The sequence below is a fragment of the Pseudoalteromonas sp. PA2MD11 genome, from assembly GCF_017808125.1.
Classification (GTDB): Bacteria; Pseudomonadota; Gammaproteobacteria; order Enterobacterales; family Alteromonadaceae; genus Pseudoalteromonas; species Pseudoalteromonas simplex.
The window spans coordinates 38,250-56,358 of sequence record NZ_JADKNF010000002.1; the positions used below are offsets into that span (position 1 = coordinate 38,250).

The window sequence follows — 18,109 nt, forward strand, 5'->3', positions numbered from 1 at the left end:
TTACCAAGTAATCGTGTTTTTTGCGTTTAAAGTCATTTCTACAAACTGTGTATAGTTTATTGCGATATCGCCTTGATTGAATGAAATATCACGAGCTGCAGCATCTTCTTCAAGTAAATGAATTGCTGCAGAGAACTGTTTAAACTGCATGTTGTTATAACAAGCATCACTAACAAGTAGCACTGTATCTTCTGAAGAAATTAAATTGGCCAACATATTATTGCAGTAGTGCGATAAAGGTTTTGAAAAAATATGCAAGGTACTCATAGTGTCACCACCTGATGTTGCTGGCTAATTAATTCACGCTGTTGCTCAAAGTTAGCTACTTTAACATCAATAATTAAGCTTTCTTGTGTGAGGTTAAAATCCATCAACGACTTTTCACATACATATATATTTTCAACATCGTATAATTCAAGCGTTTTAATGGTTTTAAAATAGTTTTTAATGCCAAGTTGCTCTGGCTGCTGGTTTTTCTTCAAAGCTAAAACAGCTTCACCACTGAGTAGCCAACTAATGTTTTGTTCAATAGCAGCAAAAATTAGTGTGGTGTCGAGTGATTCACGAATATGTTGATCATCAAATGGGCCATGCTGGCTGATCACTAAAATGTTTTTCATTTAAATTGCACCCATTTATCCGCTTCACTGACAAGCATCGCAAATTCTGCAAGCCCAGCGACGGTAAACACGCTTGTGTTATCGATATCTAAGCCTCGTTTTTCAGCAGCAGTGACACATAGCAGTAGGGGGACCTCTTGCTCACTCAACGACTGCCACAAACGATTAATTGGCAGCTCGTCACTGGCAAGTTCTAAATGGTTACTTGCGTGGTAAACACCTGCTTGATAAAGAAAGATAGCTGCAATTGAGTGACCAGAGTCAAGACAGGCCTGTGCAAATTTAATTAGCCGTTGAGTTGTGTCGTGATCGGTCGGCGCGGTATGAAGAGAAAGTACAAATTGTGCCAAAACGCATCCAATAAAAAAGCCCCTAGAAAGGGGCTATTTTAGCAGAACTATTTAATTAGTCATCACTTGCACCAAGTAGGTGAAGAAGAGACGTAAATAAATTATATACGTTCAGGTATAAAGCAACAGTTGCGCGGATGTAGTTGGTCTCACCGCCATTAATAATACGGCTAGTGTCAAATAAGATTAAACCAGACATAATTAGCACAACTGCAGCATTGATAACCATAAAGGTGATTGAGCTGCCGATGAATAAGTTAACTAGGCTTGCAATAATCACTACGATTAAACCCACAGTTAAAAAGCCACCCATAAATGAGAAGTCTTTTTTCGTGGTAAGTGCATAAGCAGACAAACCAAAGAAGATTAACGCAGTAGAGCCTAACGCTTGCATAATGAGCATAGGGCCATTTGGCATTGCAGCATAGTAGTTAAGCATTGGACCGAGTCCTGCGCCCATCAAACCTGTGAATACAAACACCCAAGCAACACCTGATGCACTGTCTGCCTTTTTGCGAACAACAAAAAGTACACCGAATGCAATCAAACTAAATACTATCCCCATAAAATAAGGTAGATTCATTGCCATTGAGATACCTGCTGTCACTGCGCTAAATGCCAGTGTCATGGCAAGTAAGAAATAGGTATTTTTTAAAACTTTATTGGTTTCAATAGTCGACATTACTGGTCTTGCAGTATTGTACGATTGATTAAACGCCATTGTCAGAGCTCCTTTAAATGAACTTATACGTTCGTTAGTTCCAATTATTAAACTGAACTAAGCCTATCAAGAGTTATATATTTGGGCAAACTATTGTGGATCAATAGACAAGATAAATAATTGAAAAGTTCAATGTTGCGCACAATCTAAACATTATTGTACTAATGCTGAGCAAATTAATTGTTTTTTAATCACTTAAACAGTTTTTTTGAAAAAAAGCTTCACAAACACGGCTGCCTTATCTATTATGCACGCCGTCGGAGAGATGGCAGAGTGGTCGAATGCACCGGTCTTGAAAACCGGCAGGGGTTTGTAGCCCCTCTAGGGTTCAAATCCCTATCTCTCCACCATTATTTTTACTACTGGCGTAAGCGGGTAGGTTTTCGCATTTGGAGAGATGGCAGAGTGGTCGAATGCACCGGTCTTGAAAACCGGCAGGGGTTTGTAGCCCCTCTAGGGTTCAAATCCCTATCTCTCCACCATCATTGAAGCCGCTGAATTTATTCAGCGGCTTTTTTGTTTCTGAAGCTTCTCATTTGTTCTGCAAATTACGACTATTGTCGATATTTCGCATTTTAACTAGTTAGTCCATGCTTAACACTTCTCGTATTATCTTTGTGACATTAAGGAATTTATGAAACATCGTTTAGCAAAGAGTGTAGGACTTTCTTTATTATCGCCAGTGATCATCGGTTGTATCTTAGGCCTTTATTATGCGTTTACACTTGAAGGAAATGGTTTTAGCATTTTCTTTAATTTATTTGTTAGCGCAATAGCCAATGCACACATAGTAGGCTTAACTATGGCAGCATTTGTAGTGCCTGGTTATTTACTTATGTTTAAATATGCAAAGGTTAATTATTCAGGTGTTCTGACACTTGGCTTACTAGGTGGCGCTATTTTTAGCTACTTACTTAGCGCTACAACAGGGATGGCTTTTGTAGTCAATGCTATGATGTCTGCTCTGGCAGCTGGACTGTTTTTATTTGGTTTAAGACAGGGCCTTACAACACAATCTTCTCATCAATAGCAGAATATTTAATCAAGCTGACTGAAATTGAGGGCAAAATGTTTTTTTTTGCCCTTAAAAGGTTTCATTTGTCGTCTACAAAGAGTACCTTTAGCTACTGTATGTTTAATAAGAAGTAGTTTGGTATGCAAAAGCAAGATTTTTACCAGTCATTAGTTAAACAAACTGAGTCGCTAATCACTGGTGAATCAAATGTTATTGCCAACATGGCAAATATTAGTGCGCTGTTATTTACCTCTTTAGAGGATATCAATTGGGCGGGCTTTTATTTAATGGATTCACCTGAAGAATTAGTGCTAGGGCCGTTTCAAGGTAATCCTGCATGTATCCGTATTCCAGTAGGTAAAGGGGTATGTGGAACTGCCGCGCAAACACAACAAACACAACTCATTGCAGACGTGCATGCATTTGCTGGTCATATTGCCTGCGATGCTGCATCTAACTCTGAAGTAGTTGTGCCGATTTTCAAAGACGGTAAAGTATTTGCTGTACTTGATATCGACAGCCCAAGCATTGCGCGATTCGATGCTGATGATCAAGCTGGTTTAGAAGCATTGGTAAAATGCTTTGAGGCAAATCTAAAATGAAAGATCTGCTAAATGTGCAAGATTACCTCTTTGCGATCCATGATGTTGGTGATTGGGAAGGGGAAGAAGAAGTTGTTGCCGAAAGGCTCAACGACTTGATTCACATGGCATGGGAGCGTCTACCAGATGACCTTGACTGTGAATCAATTGATGAAATTATAAATGGTATTTGGGAACACCTTCGTGGTGATTTAGCGCTTATTGAAGCGGACTTCGAAGAGTTGACCGACTGGGTAACACACTATGTCGATTCATCACTTGATGAAAAGATGTAATAAAAGGTTCTAACATGGAAACCACAAACAAGCTAAAAGATATTAATGAAGTATTGGATTTCTTATACCAAGAATTTCCACAATGTTTTAAACAAAAAGACGGTATTCAGCCGCTTAAAGTAGGTATCTTTAAAGATATCGCTGAGCGTATTGAAGGTTCTGAGAAAGTAAGTAAAACTCAGGTTCGTCAAGCACTAAGAAAGTACACCTCAAACTGGCGCTATTTAGAAGCGGTGACTAAGTCTGAGTTCCGTATCGATCTTGATGGTAATCAAGATGAAAAAGTAGAACAAGAGCACATTGAGCACGCACAAAAAGCGTTAGAAGAAAGCCGCGCTAAAATGGCAAAGCGTAAGAAGCCACAACGTCCACGTAAAGACGGTGACACAAAATCTTACAAAAAGAATAGTGGCCACCACGCTAAATCTGGCGAAAAAGGCGCTAAAGTAAATAATAAGCCTGCTAAAGCTGCTCCTGCAAAACGTTCAGGAAAAGTTGAACCTTTACCTGCCTCAGAGGTCAAGGTTAATAGCAAAGTTAAAGTTAAACTTGGCCAAGCACTTGTAAACGCGGTTATTACTGAAGTGAATAAAGATGAAGTTCACGTTGAGTTAGTAACAGGGATGCAAGTTAAGACCAAAGCAGACAGCCTGTATATCATTTAATAGCTGTAAAAAATAAAGGAGTTGTGTATGAGTAAAAAGTTTACGCTCATTCCGTTAGTCGCTGCCCTGTTTTCAGGTTCATTACTGGCATCATCAGACAATCTGACTGAAAAAGACCTGCCAGTACTCAAGCAAGAAAGCCAACATAGTACGGCAAGCAAACGGGTGACAAACTTATTTACTCGTGCACACTACAAACCAATTAAATTTAACGATGAATTATCTGAGAAGGTTTTTGATCGTTATATTGAATCTCTCGACTACAATAAAAATGTGTTTTTAGCGTCTGACATTGCCTCGTTTGAGCAATATAAAGACCAATTTGATAATGCATTGTCGACAGGTAAATTGGGATTTGCTTTTGATATTTTTAATTTAAGTTTAAAACGTCGTTTTGAACGCTATGACTATTCTTTATCGTTACTTGAAAACGAAATGAAGTTCGATAAAGAAGATGAGTACCTGTTTGACCGTGAAGACGCTGAGTGGGCAACAAGCCAAGCTGAGCTTGATGAACTTTGGCGTCAGCGCGTTAAATACGATGCTTTACGATTAAAAATGACTGGTAAAGATTGGCAAGGCATTAAAGAAGTCTTGACCAAACGCTACCACAACGCGCAAAAGCGTTTAGTACAAACGAACAGTGAAGATGCTTTTCAAATTGTGATGAACTCATTCGCACGAAGCATTGAAGCGCATACCTCTTATTTATCACCTCGTCGCGCTGAGCAATTCAAGATGGACATGGATCTTGAGTTAGAAGGTATTGGTGCGGTGCTTAGCTATGACGAAGATTACACGGTAATCCGTAGCTTAGTCCCAGGAGGACCGGCTGATAAGTCTGAACAAATAAAAGCAGATGACCGTATTATTGGTGTTGCCCAAGAAGGTGAAGAGTTTGTTGATGTGATTGGCTGGCGTTTAGATGACGTCGTTGATTTAATCAAAGGCCCGAAAGGGACAAAAGTTCGCCTGCAATACTTAAAAGGGGCGGATGCTCACGGTACACCAAAAGTGGTTGAAATCACGCGTGATAAAATTCGCTTAGAAGACCGTGCTGCAAAATCTGAAGTATTTGAAGCAAAATATTCAGACTTAACCAGCAAAATTGGTGTGATTGAAATCCCTGGTTTCTATAACAATTTATCGCAAGACGTAAAAGTTGAAATTGCAAAATTAAAAGAAGCCAAAGTTGACGGTATCATTATCGATTTACGTCAAAACGGCGGTGGGTCACTTTACGAAGCGACGCAACTTTCTGGCTTATTTATCGATCAAGGTCCTGTAGTACAAATTCATACGCTAAATAATCGTATTGAAGAGCAAAAAGACCGTGATGGTGTCACTTTTTACGATGGCCCACTGACAGTGTTGGTTGATCGCTACAGTGCGTCTGCCTCAGAAATTTTTGCAGCAGCAATGCAAGATTATGGCCGTGCAATTGTGATTGGTGAGCAAACCTTTGGTAAGGGAACTGTACAGCAGCATAAACCACTTGGCCGTGCTTATGACCTATACGACCACCCATTAGGTAGCGTGCAGTATACCATTGCAAAATTCTACCGAATTAACGGCGGAAGCACACAGCACAAAGGCGTGATCCCAGATGTGTCATTCCCATCGGCAATTGAGCCATCAGAGTGGGGTGAGAGTCAACAAGACAACGCGCTACCTTGGGATAGCATCATACGTGCTAAGTACAACTCGGTTGATAACCTCAAACCAGCGATTGCTTACGTTAATAAGCTTCATGATGCCCGTATTGCAGACGAGCCTGAGTTTGGCTATGTATTTGCTGACATTAAACGCTATCAAGAAGAGAAAGACCGTAAGACTATCTCATTGGTTGAAGCGACGCGTCTAAAAGAGAAAGACGAAGGTGAAGAACGCGCGTTAGAACGTGCTAATGAACGACTTGTTCGCCTTGGTGAAAAGCCAGTTGAGAAGCTTGACGATTTACCTGATAGCCTTGACGAGCTAGACCCTTTCTTAGAAGAAGCGGCATTAATCACCCAAGATTATATAAAATATGGTCGTATCGCTAAGAAATAATTAGCAATTAATTAGCAATATTGATTAATAAAAAGGCGCTTAAGCGCCTTTTTTGCTACCTAAAACAGGTTAGATTGGTATAATCACAAAATCTGGCTGCATAAGGCCACTGAAGTTTTGCGTCAAAGCTTACAATAATAATTAAACACGCCACATAAGACGTGTAGGAGACTATCTTTTGAATTCAATTGAAGAGAAGCCAATTAAACAGGCCAGTTTTTTAGATGCCTTAATCCCAATTACTGTGCTCGTGTGCCTACTAGGCGCTGCTGTTTATTTATTCGGTGATAACTCATCATCTGGTCCTAACCAAATCGCTTTATTATTCGCTACATTTACCGCGGCATTAATTGGCTTAAAAAATGGTTACACCTGGAAGAAACTAGAACAAGCCATGATTGAGGGGATCACCTTATCCCTTGGAGCAATCATTATACTGTTAATGGTGGGTGCCTTAATCGGTACTTGGCTGTTATCAGGAACTGTACCCACTCTAATTTACTATGGCTTACAAATTATCAATCCTAGCTGGTTCTATGCCGCTAGCTGCTTGATTTGTGGCATTGTGGCTATGAGTATTGGTAGCTCTTGGACCACAGCTGCGACTATCGGTGTAGCGTTATTAGGTGTTGCAACTGGTCTTGGTCTTGAACAAGTTGTTACAGCAGGCGCGGTCATTTCTGGTGCCTACTTTGGTGATAAATTAAGCCCGCTTTCTGAAACAACAAACCTAGCGCCAGCAGTGGCTGGGGCTGATTTATTTGAGCATATTCATCACATGCTTTGGACTACGGTGCCAAGCTTCATTATTGCGTTAATTATTTTTATCTTTATGGGCTTTAATGCCGGTGGTTCAACAGAAGCGGGCCGTATTGATGAAATCGTTAATTTATTAGAGCAAAACTTTAATATTGGTTTTGAAATGCTAGTGCCACTGGTGGTGTTGTTGTTTTTAGCAATTCGTAAGATGCCAGCTTTCCCAGCTATTTCAATTGGTGCGGTGTTAGGTGCAATTTGGGCTATGTTATTTCAATCTGATTTAATCAATAGCCAAATTGATGCATCACAAGGCCAAGCAATTGGTTACTTCAAATTAGTTTGGACAACGTTCTTTGATGGTTTCAGCATCGACACTGGCGATGAAAAAATGGATTCATTATTGAGCGGTGGTGGTATGGCTGGCATGTTAACAACAACTTGGCTGATTATGACGGCCTTGATGTTTGGCGCTATCATGGAAAAAACTGGCTTACTTGATATGTTCGTTAAGAGCATCTTAAAAATTGCTAAAAGCACGGGCTCTCTTATCACAGCAACGATTGCAACGTGTATTGGTACCAATGCGGTTGCAGCTGACCAATATATCGCGATTGTCGTTCCTGGACGTATGTTTAAAGACGAATATGAAAAACGCGGTTTAAAGCCTGTAAATTTATCTCGCACATTAGAAGATGGTGGCACAATTACTAGCCCACTTATTCCTTGGAATACCTGTGGTGCTTACATGCAAAGTGTTTTACTAATCAATCCATTTGACTATGCAATGTACGCGTTCTTTAATTTAATTAATCCATTCTTAGCGGTTGTTTATGCCTATTTTGGTATTAAAATTTTACGTATTACCCCAAAACATCTTAAACAAGAAGCTAACGCCGAATAAACTATTTAGGCCCTGCTAAGCAGGGCCATTTGGAGTCAGTAATGTCTGCTACGAGTAAACCTCAAGCTCAATATTTAAAAGATTACCAAGCCCCACAATTCTCAATCAAACACATCGATTTACGCTTCGAATTAGCCCCTTTAAAAACATCAGTGCAGTCAACCATGACAATCAATCGTACCGATGAAAGCAATGCAGATCTTTTGCTTGATGGTGTTGATTTAACGCTAATTTCATTGATGGTTGATGACAAAGCGTATGATGATTACACGCTTGAAGATGAAAAGCTGATCATTCATAACTTACCTGAAAGCTTTATTCTGAAAATTGAAAACCATATTGATCCCCAAACGAATACTTCGTTAGAAGGTTTGTACTTGTCGGGTGGTGCTTACTGTACACAATGTGAGGCTGAAGGGTTTAGAAAGATTACTTACTACCTTGACCGCCCAGACGTACTTGCCAGCTTTGATGTCACAATTATTGCCGACAAAAAGTACACTCACTTGCTGTCTAATGGTAACCAAATTGAATCAGGTAACTTAGATGACGGTCGTCATTTTGTAAAATGGCAAGACCCATTTAAAAAGCCTAGCTACTTATTTGCATTAGTCGCCGGTGATTTTGACGTATTACGTGACCATTACACGACGCAGTCTGGACGAAAAGTTGAATTAGCTTTGTTTGTTGATAAAGGTAATTTATCAAAAACGCCTCATGCCATGATCTCTTTAAAGAAATCAATGCAATGGGATGAAGAGCGCTTTAACCTTGAATACGATTTAGATATTTACATGATTGTTGCCGTTGATTTCTTCAACATGGGCGCAATGGAAAATAAAGGCCTGAATATCTTTAACTCTAAATGTGTTCTGGCGAATCAAGAAACAGCCACAGACAAAGATTACCATACGATTGAATCTATTGTAGGGCACGAGTACTTCCATAACTGGACCGGCAACCGTGTGACTTGCCGTGACTGGTTCCAACTGTCGTTAAAAGAAGGCTTAACGGTTTTCCGTGACCAAGAGTTTAGTAGCGACTTAGGTTCACGTGCGCTTAATCGTATTGATGCCGTTAAAGTCATGCGTACTCACCAGTTTAGTGAAGATGCAGGGCCGATGGCGCACCCAATTCGCCCAGAAAAAGTCATTGAAATGAATAACTTTTATACAGTGACTGTGTATGACAAAGGAGCTGAAGTTATTCGTATGATGCACACCTTACTTGGAGAAGAAAAGTTCCAACAAGGCATGGCATTGTATTTCGAGCGCCATGACGGACAAGCAGTTACTTGTGATGATTTTGTTGCAGCCATGAGTGATGCGTCTGGCATTGATTTAACACAATTTAAGCGTTGGTATAGTCAAGCGGGTACACCTAAGCTCAATGTAGAGCAGGCGTATGATGAACAAAACCAGACTTTCACATTAAGCATTGAGCAGTTTGCACCTGATAATCAGCCTAACAATGCCTTACTGCACATTCCTTTTGCTATTGAGCTTTTAGATAGTGAAGGGCAGTCATTACCTCTTGTGATTGATAATCAGCCGCAAGATTCTGTATTGAATGTCACTGAAAAAACGCAGCAGTTTGTTTTCGAAGGTATTAAACAGCGCCCAGTAGCAGTGCTACTCGAAGATTTCTCTGCGCCATGCATTGTTAATCAAAATACATCTGCCGCTGATCTGTTACATATTATGCGTTTTGCTCGCAGTGACTTTTCACGTTGGGATGCTCAGCAGCGTTTATTTACTAATGAAATGAAAGCAGCGATTGCCAGTGGTGAAGCTTGCTTATCTGATGATATCTTGTCGGCATTAAAGCTACTAGTTGATAATCGTGAAGGTGACCTTGCATTGATTGCGGAGCTGTTAAAACTGCCTAGCTACGATACTCTTGCAGCAGAATATGCTGTCATCCCTGTTGATGACATTATTGCTGTACAAAATGCATTTGAATCGCAAATTGCCAACTTCCTAACAGAATCATTGGTTAATTGTTATAACGTGCTTGAAGATGATGGTTCAACATCCGCTACAGCCGTTGCAGTACGTGCTCTTAAGCAACTTTGTTTATACTATTTAGCGAAAACAAATCACAGCGATGTTAATAGCCTCATCAGAGAGTCAGCCCACAGTAATAATATGACCAATGCCCTTGCTGCATTAAGTGCTGTTGTAAAAGCAAATCACTCACTATGTGATACGCTTTTAACAGAGTTTGATGCTAAATGGCGTCATGATGTACTCGTTATGGATAAATGGTTTGCACTGCAAGCGATGAAAGATTCAGCAACGAGTATCAGTGATATCAAAGCGCTTTATGATCATCCAAGTTTTGACTTTGGTAACCCTAACCGTGTGCGTGCTTTGGTTGGTAGCTTTAGTCACTTTAATATCACTCAGTTCCACCGAGCTGATGGTGAAGGGTACCAGCTATTAGGTGACTTATTAGTGAAACTAAATGATATTAACCCGCAAAATGCATCGCGCATGCTGACACCTTTTATGTCATGGAAACGCTATGATGAAAATCGTTCAGCGGCAATGAAAGCACAATTGCAACGTTTAGCTGATTTAGATGGCCTTAGTGATGATCTGTTTGAAAAAGTAGAGAAAGCACTCGAAAGTTAATGACAGAATATTATTTTGCCTTGTATCTGAGTTACTCGGAATGTCTTGATTATTACCATGGTAAATATAAATCAGTGCAAGTCACAGAGGATGGTGGCAAGACAGTTCGCTTTGATGCTCACCATTTGCGTCCTTTTATTTCTTCGCTAGGAATAAGAGGGCGCTTTAGGCTGACATTAACGTCTGAAAATCAGTTTTTAAAACTCGAGAAAATTAGTTAAAAAAGCAGCTACGGCTGCTTTTTTTTGATGATTTTTCATAAAAAACACTAATTTTATCTATCCCCAATTCGCTAAATTTATTATATTTTTGTTAATTCGATTTGTTCTATTGTTAATTTACGTGTATAAATTATCTGGTATGACGTCTTACCAATACGTAAACGTCACATTTTTAAATAAATATTAACCGATTAGACGCGTTCTATATTGTAATTTTACTGTTTCGCTTCTATCGTTAGAAAGATACTAAAAACAACAATTTGATCACAAAACAACCCGTTACAGGGGGATGAACACAATGATAAAACGATCGCTTTTTGTTAAAAACAAAATAGCTTTGGGGCTTGCAGCAGCAACTCTAGGTCTCTCAAGCACATCTTTGCACGCGGCTAATTTCGAGTTAGGTGACTTTGACATACGTTTTGACTCTAACTTCTCTTATGGTCAAAGCATTCGTGTTGAAGACCGAGACTTTCAACACATAGGTAAAAGTAATAATCCATCATTTGATTGGACGGGTTATCACTCAGCTCTAAACCCTATTTATTCTTCAGCTGATGTTTGGAACCAACCAGGTGCTTACTCAAATAATGGTGATGCCGGAAACTTAAACTTTGATAGTGGAGATTCATTTTCAAAGTTATTAAAAGGCACTCATGAGCTTTCTATCAGTAAAGATAACTTTGGTTTCTTCACTCGATTTATGTATTTTTATGATTTTGCCTTAATGGATGGTGACTTTGCTTATACCAATCCAACGTCGGGTAAAAAAGTTGACCCTTGTGATGATGACGACACTAAAGAACAAGTATGTGCTGATTTACGTTTACTTGACGCTTATGTTTGGGCAAATTTTGATTTAAATGAAGGCCGTAACCCGCTGTCTATTCGTTTAGGCCAACAAGTTGTGAACTGGGGTGAGAGTACTTTGATTTCTCATGGTATTAACGTTAACCCTGTTGATATCGATCGTTTAAAAGCGCCAGGTGCAGAGTTAAAAGAAGCTTTCATACCTGTTGGTATGCTTTGGGCATCACTAGGCATCACAGATAACTTAACGCTAGAAGGTTTCTACCAATATGAATGGCATGAAACACGCCTTCCAGCGGCTGGTACTTACTTTTCGACGAACGATTTCGCGTCGGAAAATGGCTATCAGCAGAATATTCAATTAGGCTTCACGTCTAACCCAGATATCGATTTAGCATTCTTAACAGAAAGCTTAAATAATTTAGATGATATTGTTCGCTCGCAAGGTGTTGACCCTACATCAGCACAAGGCATAGCGATGATGTCGCAAATGTATCTCGCTTACCCAACCAAAGTTGCGTTGAAAGGTAAGGGCGGTGCAGGTAAAAATGAACCTGATGATGGTGGTCAATACGGTTTACGCTTGGGTATGTTTTTACCTGAGTTAAACGATACTGAAGTAGCGTTATACCACATTAACTACCATAGCCGTCGTCCTGTGATTTCAGGCCAGGTATCAAACTTCACTGATGCGGCAATCGCTGCTGATATCGGTATGTTATTAACAACAGATATCACTGAAGATAATGTAACTAGTTTACAAGCATTTACCAAAGGCCAGCTAGAATACCCAGAAGACATTAAGCTTTATGGCTTGAGCTTCAATACATCAATTGGTGAAACGGCTTTTTCTGGTGAATTTGCTTTCCGTCAAGATGAGCCTCTGCAAATTGATGACGTAGAGTTACTTTACGCGGGTATGCCAGAGCAATTGGCTGTTGCAGGTATTCGCCCTGATTTTGCAGGTATTTCGCAAATGAGTCCGGGTGATGCAACTAGCGTTGTAGGTCCTGGTGAAGTAGCACAAGGATTTATTCTTCGTAACACTGCTCAATTACAATTTACTGCAACACACTTATTTGGTCCATCATTAGGTGCTGATAGCTGGGCGGTAGTTGGTGAAGTTGGTGGCGTTAGAATTAACGATATGCCGGATTATGACGAGCTCCGTTTAAACGTTTCCGGTACTGGTCGAAGCGGCATTATGCAAGGCCCATTAAGTGATGATTATTCAACACTTCACCTAGGTCTGTCTAATGGTCCTGAAACAAACCCATTCCCAACAGCGTCTGCATGGGGCTATCGCCTTATCGCTAAGGGTGATTACTACAATATTTTTAGTGGCGTAAACTTCTCACCTCGTTTTGTTTTCTCACACGATGTGAATGGTATTACACCAGATCCAATGTATTTATTTATTGAAGACCGTAAATCACTCGGTGTTACTATGAACTTCAATTATCAAAATGCGTGGTCATTCGACTTTAGCTACAACTCATTCTGGGGTGGTGGCGCGACGAATACTTTCTCTGATCGCGATTATGTTTCATTTAATATTAAATATTCAATCTAAGGGTAAATTATGATTATTAGAAAACCTACCCTCATTGCTGCAGCGTTTTGCGGCGTTTTCGCAAGCTCAAGTGTACTTGCAAAAATTACCGCTGATGAAGCGGCACGTTTAGGCAGTGATTTAACTCCAATTGGCGCTGAAAAAGCAGCGAATAAAGACGGTTCTATTCCAGCTTGGGATGGTGGTATCACAACACCGCCAGCAGGTTACAAACCGGGTATGCACCATCCAGATCCATATGCTGATGATAAAATTTTATTCACGATTGATAAATCGAACGTTGCCCAGTACAAAGACTACTTGAGCCCAGGTCAAATTGAATTATTCAATACCTATCCTGATACGTTCAAAATGAACATTTACCCAACCCGTCGTAGTGCGTCATATCCACAGTTTGTATATGATGCAACTAAAAAATATGCGACGACAGCTGAATTAGTTGAAGGTGGTAACGGTATTAAAAATACCGCTGTGGGTGTACCTTTCCCAATTCCTAAAGATGGTTTAGAAGCTATTTGGAACCACTTGTTGCGATTCCGTGGCCTATCAATTGAACGTTCTGGTGGTCAAGCTGCACCGACAGCCTCTGGTTCATATAACTATGTAGGTTTTGATGAGCAACTTTTAGTTGAGTACTCATCACCTGAAGCAACACCTGAGAAGCTTCAAGAATCTAATATCTTGTTTAAGTTTAAGCAAAAGGTAACTGAGCCTGCTCGTCTTGCCGGTACTGCGTTATTAGTACATGAAACGATGGACCAAATTTTAACACCACGCCAAGCATGGACATACAATTCAGGCCAGCGTCGTGTTCGTCGTGCTCCAAATGTTGCCTACGATGCACCGGGAACAGCCGCTGATAGCTTACGTACGACTGATGACTTTGATATGTTCAATGGTTCTCCGAATCGTTACAACTGGACATTAAAAGGTAAGCAAGAGCTTTATATTCCTTATAACAGCTACAAGCTTCACAGCGACAAACTAAGCTACGATGATATTCTACAAGCAGGTCATATCAACCCTGAGCATGTTCGTTATGAAAAACACCGTGTTTGGGTGGTTGAAGCGAACCTAAAAGAGGGCACGCGTCATATTTATAAGAAACGTGTCTTTTATATTGACGAGGATAGCTGGCAAGTACATGTAGCGGATATCTATGATAACCGTGATCAAATGTATCGTGTAGCGATGGCGCATGGTCTTAACTACTATGAAGTACCAACTCATTGGAGTACGTTAGAAGTTTATCATGACCTTAACTCTCGTCGTTATTTAGCAATTGGTTTAGACAACCAAGAAAAAATGTATGATTTCTCACAATCATTCAACGATAACGAGTTTACTTCAAGCGCATTACGCCGCGAAGGTCGTTAATCCATTTAAGGCACCTGACTCCAGGTGCCTTTTGCAATTCGCGTAAGTCATCAGTACACGCATTAGGTTTCCCAGTGACTTTTTTGACTTCTCTTTTTATTTTTTCGAAGGCGATTTATCTTTATGAAGTATTTGCTTTATGCCTGTCTTGCTTATAGTGCTTCATGTTTTGCTCAAGACATGCCTATGCCACAACAAGCCATTAGCGCTGTTAACGCAAACAAAACTCTTCTCACCGACATTGAACTAGCTGGCCCAAATCTCATTGCAGTTGGCAAACACGGTGTGGTTATCATAAGTACAGACGCTCAAACCTGGCAACAAGCCAGTGTGCCTACTCAAGTGCTGCTAACAGCCGTTGATTTTTATAATAGCGATTTAGGTTGGGCATGCGGCCATGATGCTACCATCATCAATACCGTAGATGCAGGTAAAACGTGGCAATTACAGCAATCATTACCAAACATGGATAAGCCATGTTTAGACATTTTATTTACTACAGACAAACAAGGGTATGCAGTCGGTGCATATGGAATGTTTTATGAAACTAACGATGGTGGCCAAACTTGGCAGAAACGTTTTTTAGATAGCCTGTTATTTGAAGAAGACCGTGAATACCTCAATGATTTAAAAGACAGTGACCCAGAAGGCTATGAAATTGAAACTGCTTCAATACTGCCGCACTTTAATCGCATCGTTAAAACCGATGAGAGTCTATTTCTAGCCGGTGAAATGGGTTTAATGGCACAAAGTGTCGACAATGGTCAAACCTGGCAGCGTCTTGAGGAGATATATATGGGCTCTTTCTTTACGTTTGCGTCAACTGCGGATCAAGGTGGGGAAGACCTAGTTGCAGGCCTTCGAGGCAACATTTTCACTCGCCAAGCAGGCAGCGAACAGTGGCAACAAATACCACACGACAATTATGCAACCGTAAATAGCGCGATTAAATACAACAACCAGTGGTTATTATTTGCCAATAGCGGGGTGATATTCCAAATTGAGGATGGCCAATTATCAGAACAACAAATGGCCGATGGTAAATCGTTACTTGATGGTGTTGTGTTTCAAGACAAACTAATTATGGCTTCAGAAAATGGCATTAAAGTGAAGGAGTTGAATCCGTAATGCGTGGTTTTTTAGATATTTTAGAAAGAGCGGTGTTTCGTCATCGCTTATTCGCAATTATTTCCTTTGCTTTGATCACTTGTTTCTTATTATTCAAAGCAACACAAATTCAATTAGACGCGTCGTTTAATAAAAATATTCCGCTTAATCATGACTACATGAAAGTTTACACCAAACATGAAAAACAGTTCGGTGGCGCTAACAGCATTTTAATTTCAGTCTGTGATGCAGATGGTGATATTTTTAATGAGGAATTTTTCACCCAACTTAAAGCAGTTCATGATCAGCTTTACTTTATTCCAGGTGTAAATCGCCCGTTAGTTAATTCAATCTTCGCACCGAGTGCGCGTTTTGTTGAAGTAGTTGAAGATGGTTTTGCTGGCGGTCCAATTATTCCGGCAAACTTCACTGCTGATAAACGTGGTCTTGCGGTTGTAAAAGAAAACATCGAAAAAGCAAAAGTCGTTGGCCGTATGATTGCCAGTGACTATTCGTGTGCAATGGTAACCGCTCAGCTACTTGAGACTGATCCACAAACGCAAGAAAAACTCGACACTTTAGCATTTGCAGAAAAGCTAGAAACGCAAGTTCGTGAACCGCTCAGTACTGACAAGGTTAGTATTCATATTATCGGTTTTGCCAAAATGGCAGGGGATGTCGCAGAGGGCGCTAAGGGCGTACTGCTATTCTTTGCTATTGCCATTGCTTTCACATTTGTGATGGTTTGGCTGTTCTGCCACTCTTTAAAACTGACAATTTTACCGATTGCCTGTTCAATCATTGCCGTTGTTTGGCAGTTAGGCTTGCTTTCAAGCTTAGGCTTCGGTTTAGATCCTATGTCAATTTTAGTGCCGTTTTTAGTGTTTGCGATTGGTGTAAGCCATGGCGTGCAAATGATCAATGACATCGGCAAAAAAGTGTCTACTGGTAGTTCAACTCGGGTTTGCTGTCAGGCAAGCTTTAGAGCACTTCTGATCCCGGGTGGTATCGCGCTGCTATCAGACACAATTGGTTTTTTAACCTTACTCACCATTGATATTGGTATTATTCGTGAACTTGCTATCACAGCAAGTTTGGGTGTAGCGGTAATTATTTTCACTAATTTAATTTTATTACCTGTTTGGGCATCGTACATGCGCTTTGAAGGCTCTGTGCATATTCAAGCAGGTACTCACACAGACAAACCAAATCTACTAGACAAGTTACGCGAGCTATTAGTAAAAGCCACAGATCGTAAAACGGCAGGTTTTATTATCGTCTTTACGGCTGTGTTATTTGCAGTGGGTTACTGGCAAGCTGACAAAATGCGTATTGGTGACTTACATGCTGGTGCGCCATCTTTGCACCAAGATGCCCGCTATAACCAAGACACCTTTTTGATTTCTGATAAATACACTATTTCTTCAGATATCCTAAAAGTGATTGTAGAAGCGTATCCTGCTGCGTGTACGGAGCATGATGTTATGGAGCGTATTAGTCGTTTCCAATGGCAGATGGAAAACGTTGCCGGGGTACAATCGGCTGTGAGCTTAAGCTCAGTTGCGCAATCTGTGAACGCCGGCTTCAACGAAGGTAACTTAAAATGGCAAAGCCTGCCGCGCAATACGGCAAGTTTAGTGCAAGCTACTTCACGGGTTGAAACAAGCTCAGGTTTACTTGATGGAAACTGCTCTGTAATGCCAGTGATTATTTTCTTAAATGACCACAAAGCAGAAACGATTGACCATGTGGTAGCGAAAGTTAAAGAGTTTGCTAAGGCAGAAGAAACCGATGAATTAAAGTTTAAGCTAGCGTCAGGCCCTGTCGGTGTTATGGCCGCAACGAACGAATCGGTATCAGCTGCACAGCTACCTATGATGCTTTACGTTTACGGCGCCGTAATCCTGCTATGCTTAATTAGCTTTAGAAGTGTGAAGGCAACGGTCGCGGTTGTATTACCTCTGTACATCGTATCAACCTTAGCGCAAGCGTTGATGGTGCAACTTGAAATAGGTTTAACAGTGTCGACATTACCAGTTATCGCTTTAGGTGTTGGTATTGGTGTCGATTACGGGATTTACATACTTTCATCAATGATGGGGCAGCTAAAACAAGGTGTGGCACTGGAAGTCGCTTATCGTAATGCATTAGCAGAGCGAGGTAGTGCAGTGCTGTTCACAGGTATTACCTTAGCCATTGGTGTTAGCACATGGATTTTCTCTGATCTGAAGTTCCAAGTGGATATGGGTATTCTTTTAACCTTCATGTTTTTGGTTAACATGTTGGGTGCAGTACTACTTTTACCTGCAATTGGTAGCTTCCTCTGGACTGACCAGAAAAAATAATGTGAATAATTGTGCTCCGATATGGCCAGTAATGGCCATTTATATCTATATTTTGTGAATAGATGACCAAATAGCTGAAA

Annotated in this window: 16 protein-coding genes and 2 tRNA genes; 14 read left to right on the forward strand and 4 right to left on the reverse strand. The window is 40.4% G+C overall.

What is annotated here, in order from left to right; translation table 11 throughout:
- From ISP07_RS02880 to ISP07_RS02895, 4 genes are read right to left on the reverse strand one after another with little or no spacing between them, the layout of a single operon-like run.
- Complete coding sequence (locus tag ISP07_RS02880; protein WP_209326743.1) at positions 1 to 267, reverse strand: DsrH/TusB family sulfur metabolism protein; 267 nt, start codon at positions 265 to 267, stop codon at positions 1 to 3.
- Positions 264 to 620, reverse strand: coding sequence for a sulfurtransferase complex subunit TusC (gene tusC, locus ISP07_RS02885; protein WP_138600636.1), 357 nt, complete (start codon positions 618 to 620; stop codon positions 264 to 266). Before tusC ends, ISP07_RS02880 begins: the two co-directional genes overlap by 4 nt.
- The gene (gene tusD, locus ISP07_RS02890; protein WP_187489259.1) at positions 617 to 970 is read right to left on the reverse strand and encodes a sulfurtransferase complex subunit TusD; all 354 of its coding nucleotides are present in this window, start codon (positions 968 to 970) and stop codon (positions 617 to 619) included. Before tusD ends, tusC begins: the two co-directional genes overlap by 4 nt.
- Positions 971 to 1,025: 55 nt before the next feature.
- A complete protein-coding gene (locus ISP07_RS02895; protein ID WP_209326744.1) occupies positions 1,026 to 1,691 on the reverse strand; it encodes a Bax inhibitor-1/YccA family protein in 666 nt (221 codons plus the stop codon).
- Positions 1,692 to 1,950: 259 nt separating this feature from the next.
- Here ISP07_RS02895 and ISP07_RS02900 point away from each other — a divergent pair.
- From ISP07_RS02900 to ISP07_RS02965, 14 genes are all read left to right on the forward strand, one after another.
- Positions 1,951 to 2,041, forward strand: a tRNA-Ser gene (locus tag ISP07_RS02900).
- Positions 2,042 to 2,082: 41 nt separating this feature from the next.
- Positions 2,083 to 2,173: transfer RNA gene (locus tag ISP07_RS02905), tRNA-Ser, on the forward strand.
- A 152-nt stretch (positions 2,174 to 2,325) separates the two neighbouring features.
- Positions 2,326 to 2,721, forward strand: a complete 396-nt coding sequence (locus ISP07_RS02910) for a hypothetical protein (RefSeq protein ID WP_209326745.1) — start codon at positions 2,326 to 2,328, stop codon at positions 2,719 to 2,721.
- A 125-nt stretch (positions 2,722 to 2,846) separates the two neighbouring features.
- A complete protein-coding gene (locus ISP07_RS02915) occupies positions 2,847 to 3,308 on the forward strand; it encodes a GAF domain-containing protein (RefSeq protein WP_054551398.1) in 462 nt (153 codons plus the stop codon).
- Complete coding sequence (locus ISP07_RS02920) at positions 3,305 to 3,583, forward strand: hypothetical protein (RefSeq protein ID WP_054551397.1); 279 nt, start codon at positions 3,305 to 3,307, stop codon at positions 3,581 to 3,583. Before ISP07_RS02915 ends, ISP07_RS02920 begins: the two co-directional genes overlap by 4 nt.
- Before the next feature lie 14 nt (positions 3,584 to 3,597).
- Positions 3,598 to 4,248: an RNA chaperone ProQ gene (proQ, locus tag ISP07_RS02925; RefSeq protein WP_054551396.1), complete on the forward strand. Its 651-nt coding sequence runs from the start codon at positions 3,598 to 3,600 to the stop codon at positions 4,246 to 4,248.
- A 27-nt stretch (positions 4,249 to 4,275) separates the two neighbouring features.
- Positions 4,276 to 6,300 carry a carboxy terminal-processing peptidase gene (gene prc / locus ISP07_RS02930; protein WP_199529679.1) on the forward strand — a complete coding sequence of 675 codons (2,025 nt, stop codon included), beginning with the start codon at positions 4,276 to 4,278 and terminating at the stop codon, positions 6,298 to 6,300.
- A gap of 178 nt (positions 6,301 to 6,478) precedes the next feature.
- Entirely contained in the window at positions 6,479 to 7,960 is a 1,482-nt protein-coding gene (nhaC, locus tag ISP07_RS02935) for a Na+/H+ antiporter NhaC (protein ID WP_054551394.1), read from the forward strand.
- A gap of 41 nt (positions 7,961 to 8,001) precedes the next feature.
- Positions 8,002 to 10,596: an aminopeptidase N gene (pepN, locus tag ISP07_RS02940; RefSeq protein WP_209326746.1), complete on the forward strand. Its 2,595-nt coding sequence runs from the start codon at positions 8,002 to 8,004 to the stop codon at positions 10,594 to 10,596.
- Positions 10,596 to 10,817 (forward strand): DUF2835 domain-containing protein, encoded by a 222-nt coding sequence (locus tag ISP07_RS02945; RefSeq protein WP_082389168.1) that lies wholly within the window; start codon positions 10,596 to 10,598, stop codon positions 10,815 to 10,817. The genes pepN and ISP07_RS02945 overlap by 1 nt, the downstream gene beginning before the upstream one ends.
- 298 nt (positions 10,818 to 11,115) lie before the next feature.
- Entirely contained in the window at positions 11,116 to 13,200 is a 2,085-nt protein-coding gene (locus ISP07_RS02950) for a DUF1302 domain-containing protein (RefSeq protein ID WP_054551392.1), read from the forward strand.
- Positions 13,201 to 13,212: 12 nt separating this feature from the next.
- Entirely contained in the window at positions 13,213 to 14,577 is a 1,365-nt protein-coding gene (locus ISP07_RS02955) for a DUF1329 domain-containing protein (RefSeq protein ID WP_138600718.1), read from the forward strand.
- A gap of 123 nt (positions 14,578 to 14,700) precedes the next feature.
- Positions 14,701 to 15,705: a WD40/YVTN/BNR-like repeat-containing protein gene (locus tag ISP07_RS02960; protein ID WP_209326747.1), complete on the forward strand. Its 1,005-nt coding sequence runs from the start codon at positions 14,701 to 14,703 to the stop codon at positions 15,703 to 15,705.
- The gene (locus tag ISP07_RS02965; protein ID WP_054551390.1) at positions 15,705 to 18,029 is read left to right on the forward strand and encodes an efflux RND transporter permease subunit; all 2,325 of its coding nucleotides are present in this window, start codon (positions 15,705 to 15,707) and stop codon (positions 18,027 to 18,029) included. Before ISP07_RS02960 ends, ISP07_RS02965 begins: the two co-directional genes overlap by 1 nt.
- The last annotated feature ends 80 nt before the right edge of the window (positions 18,030 to 18,109 follow it).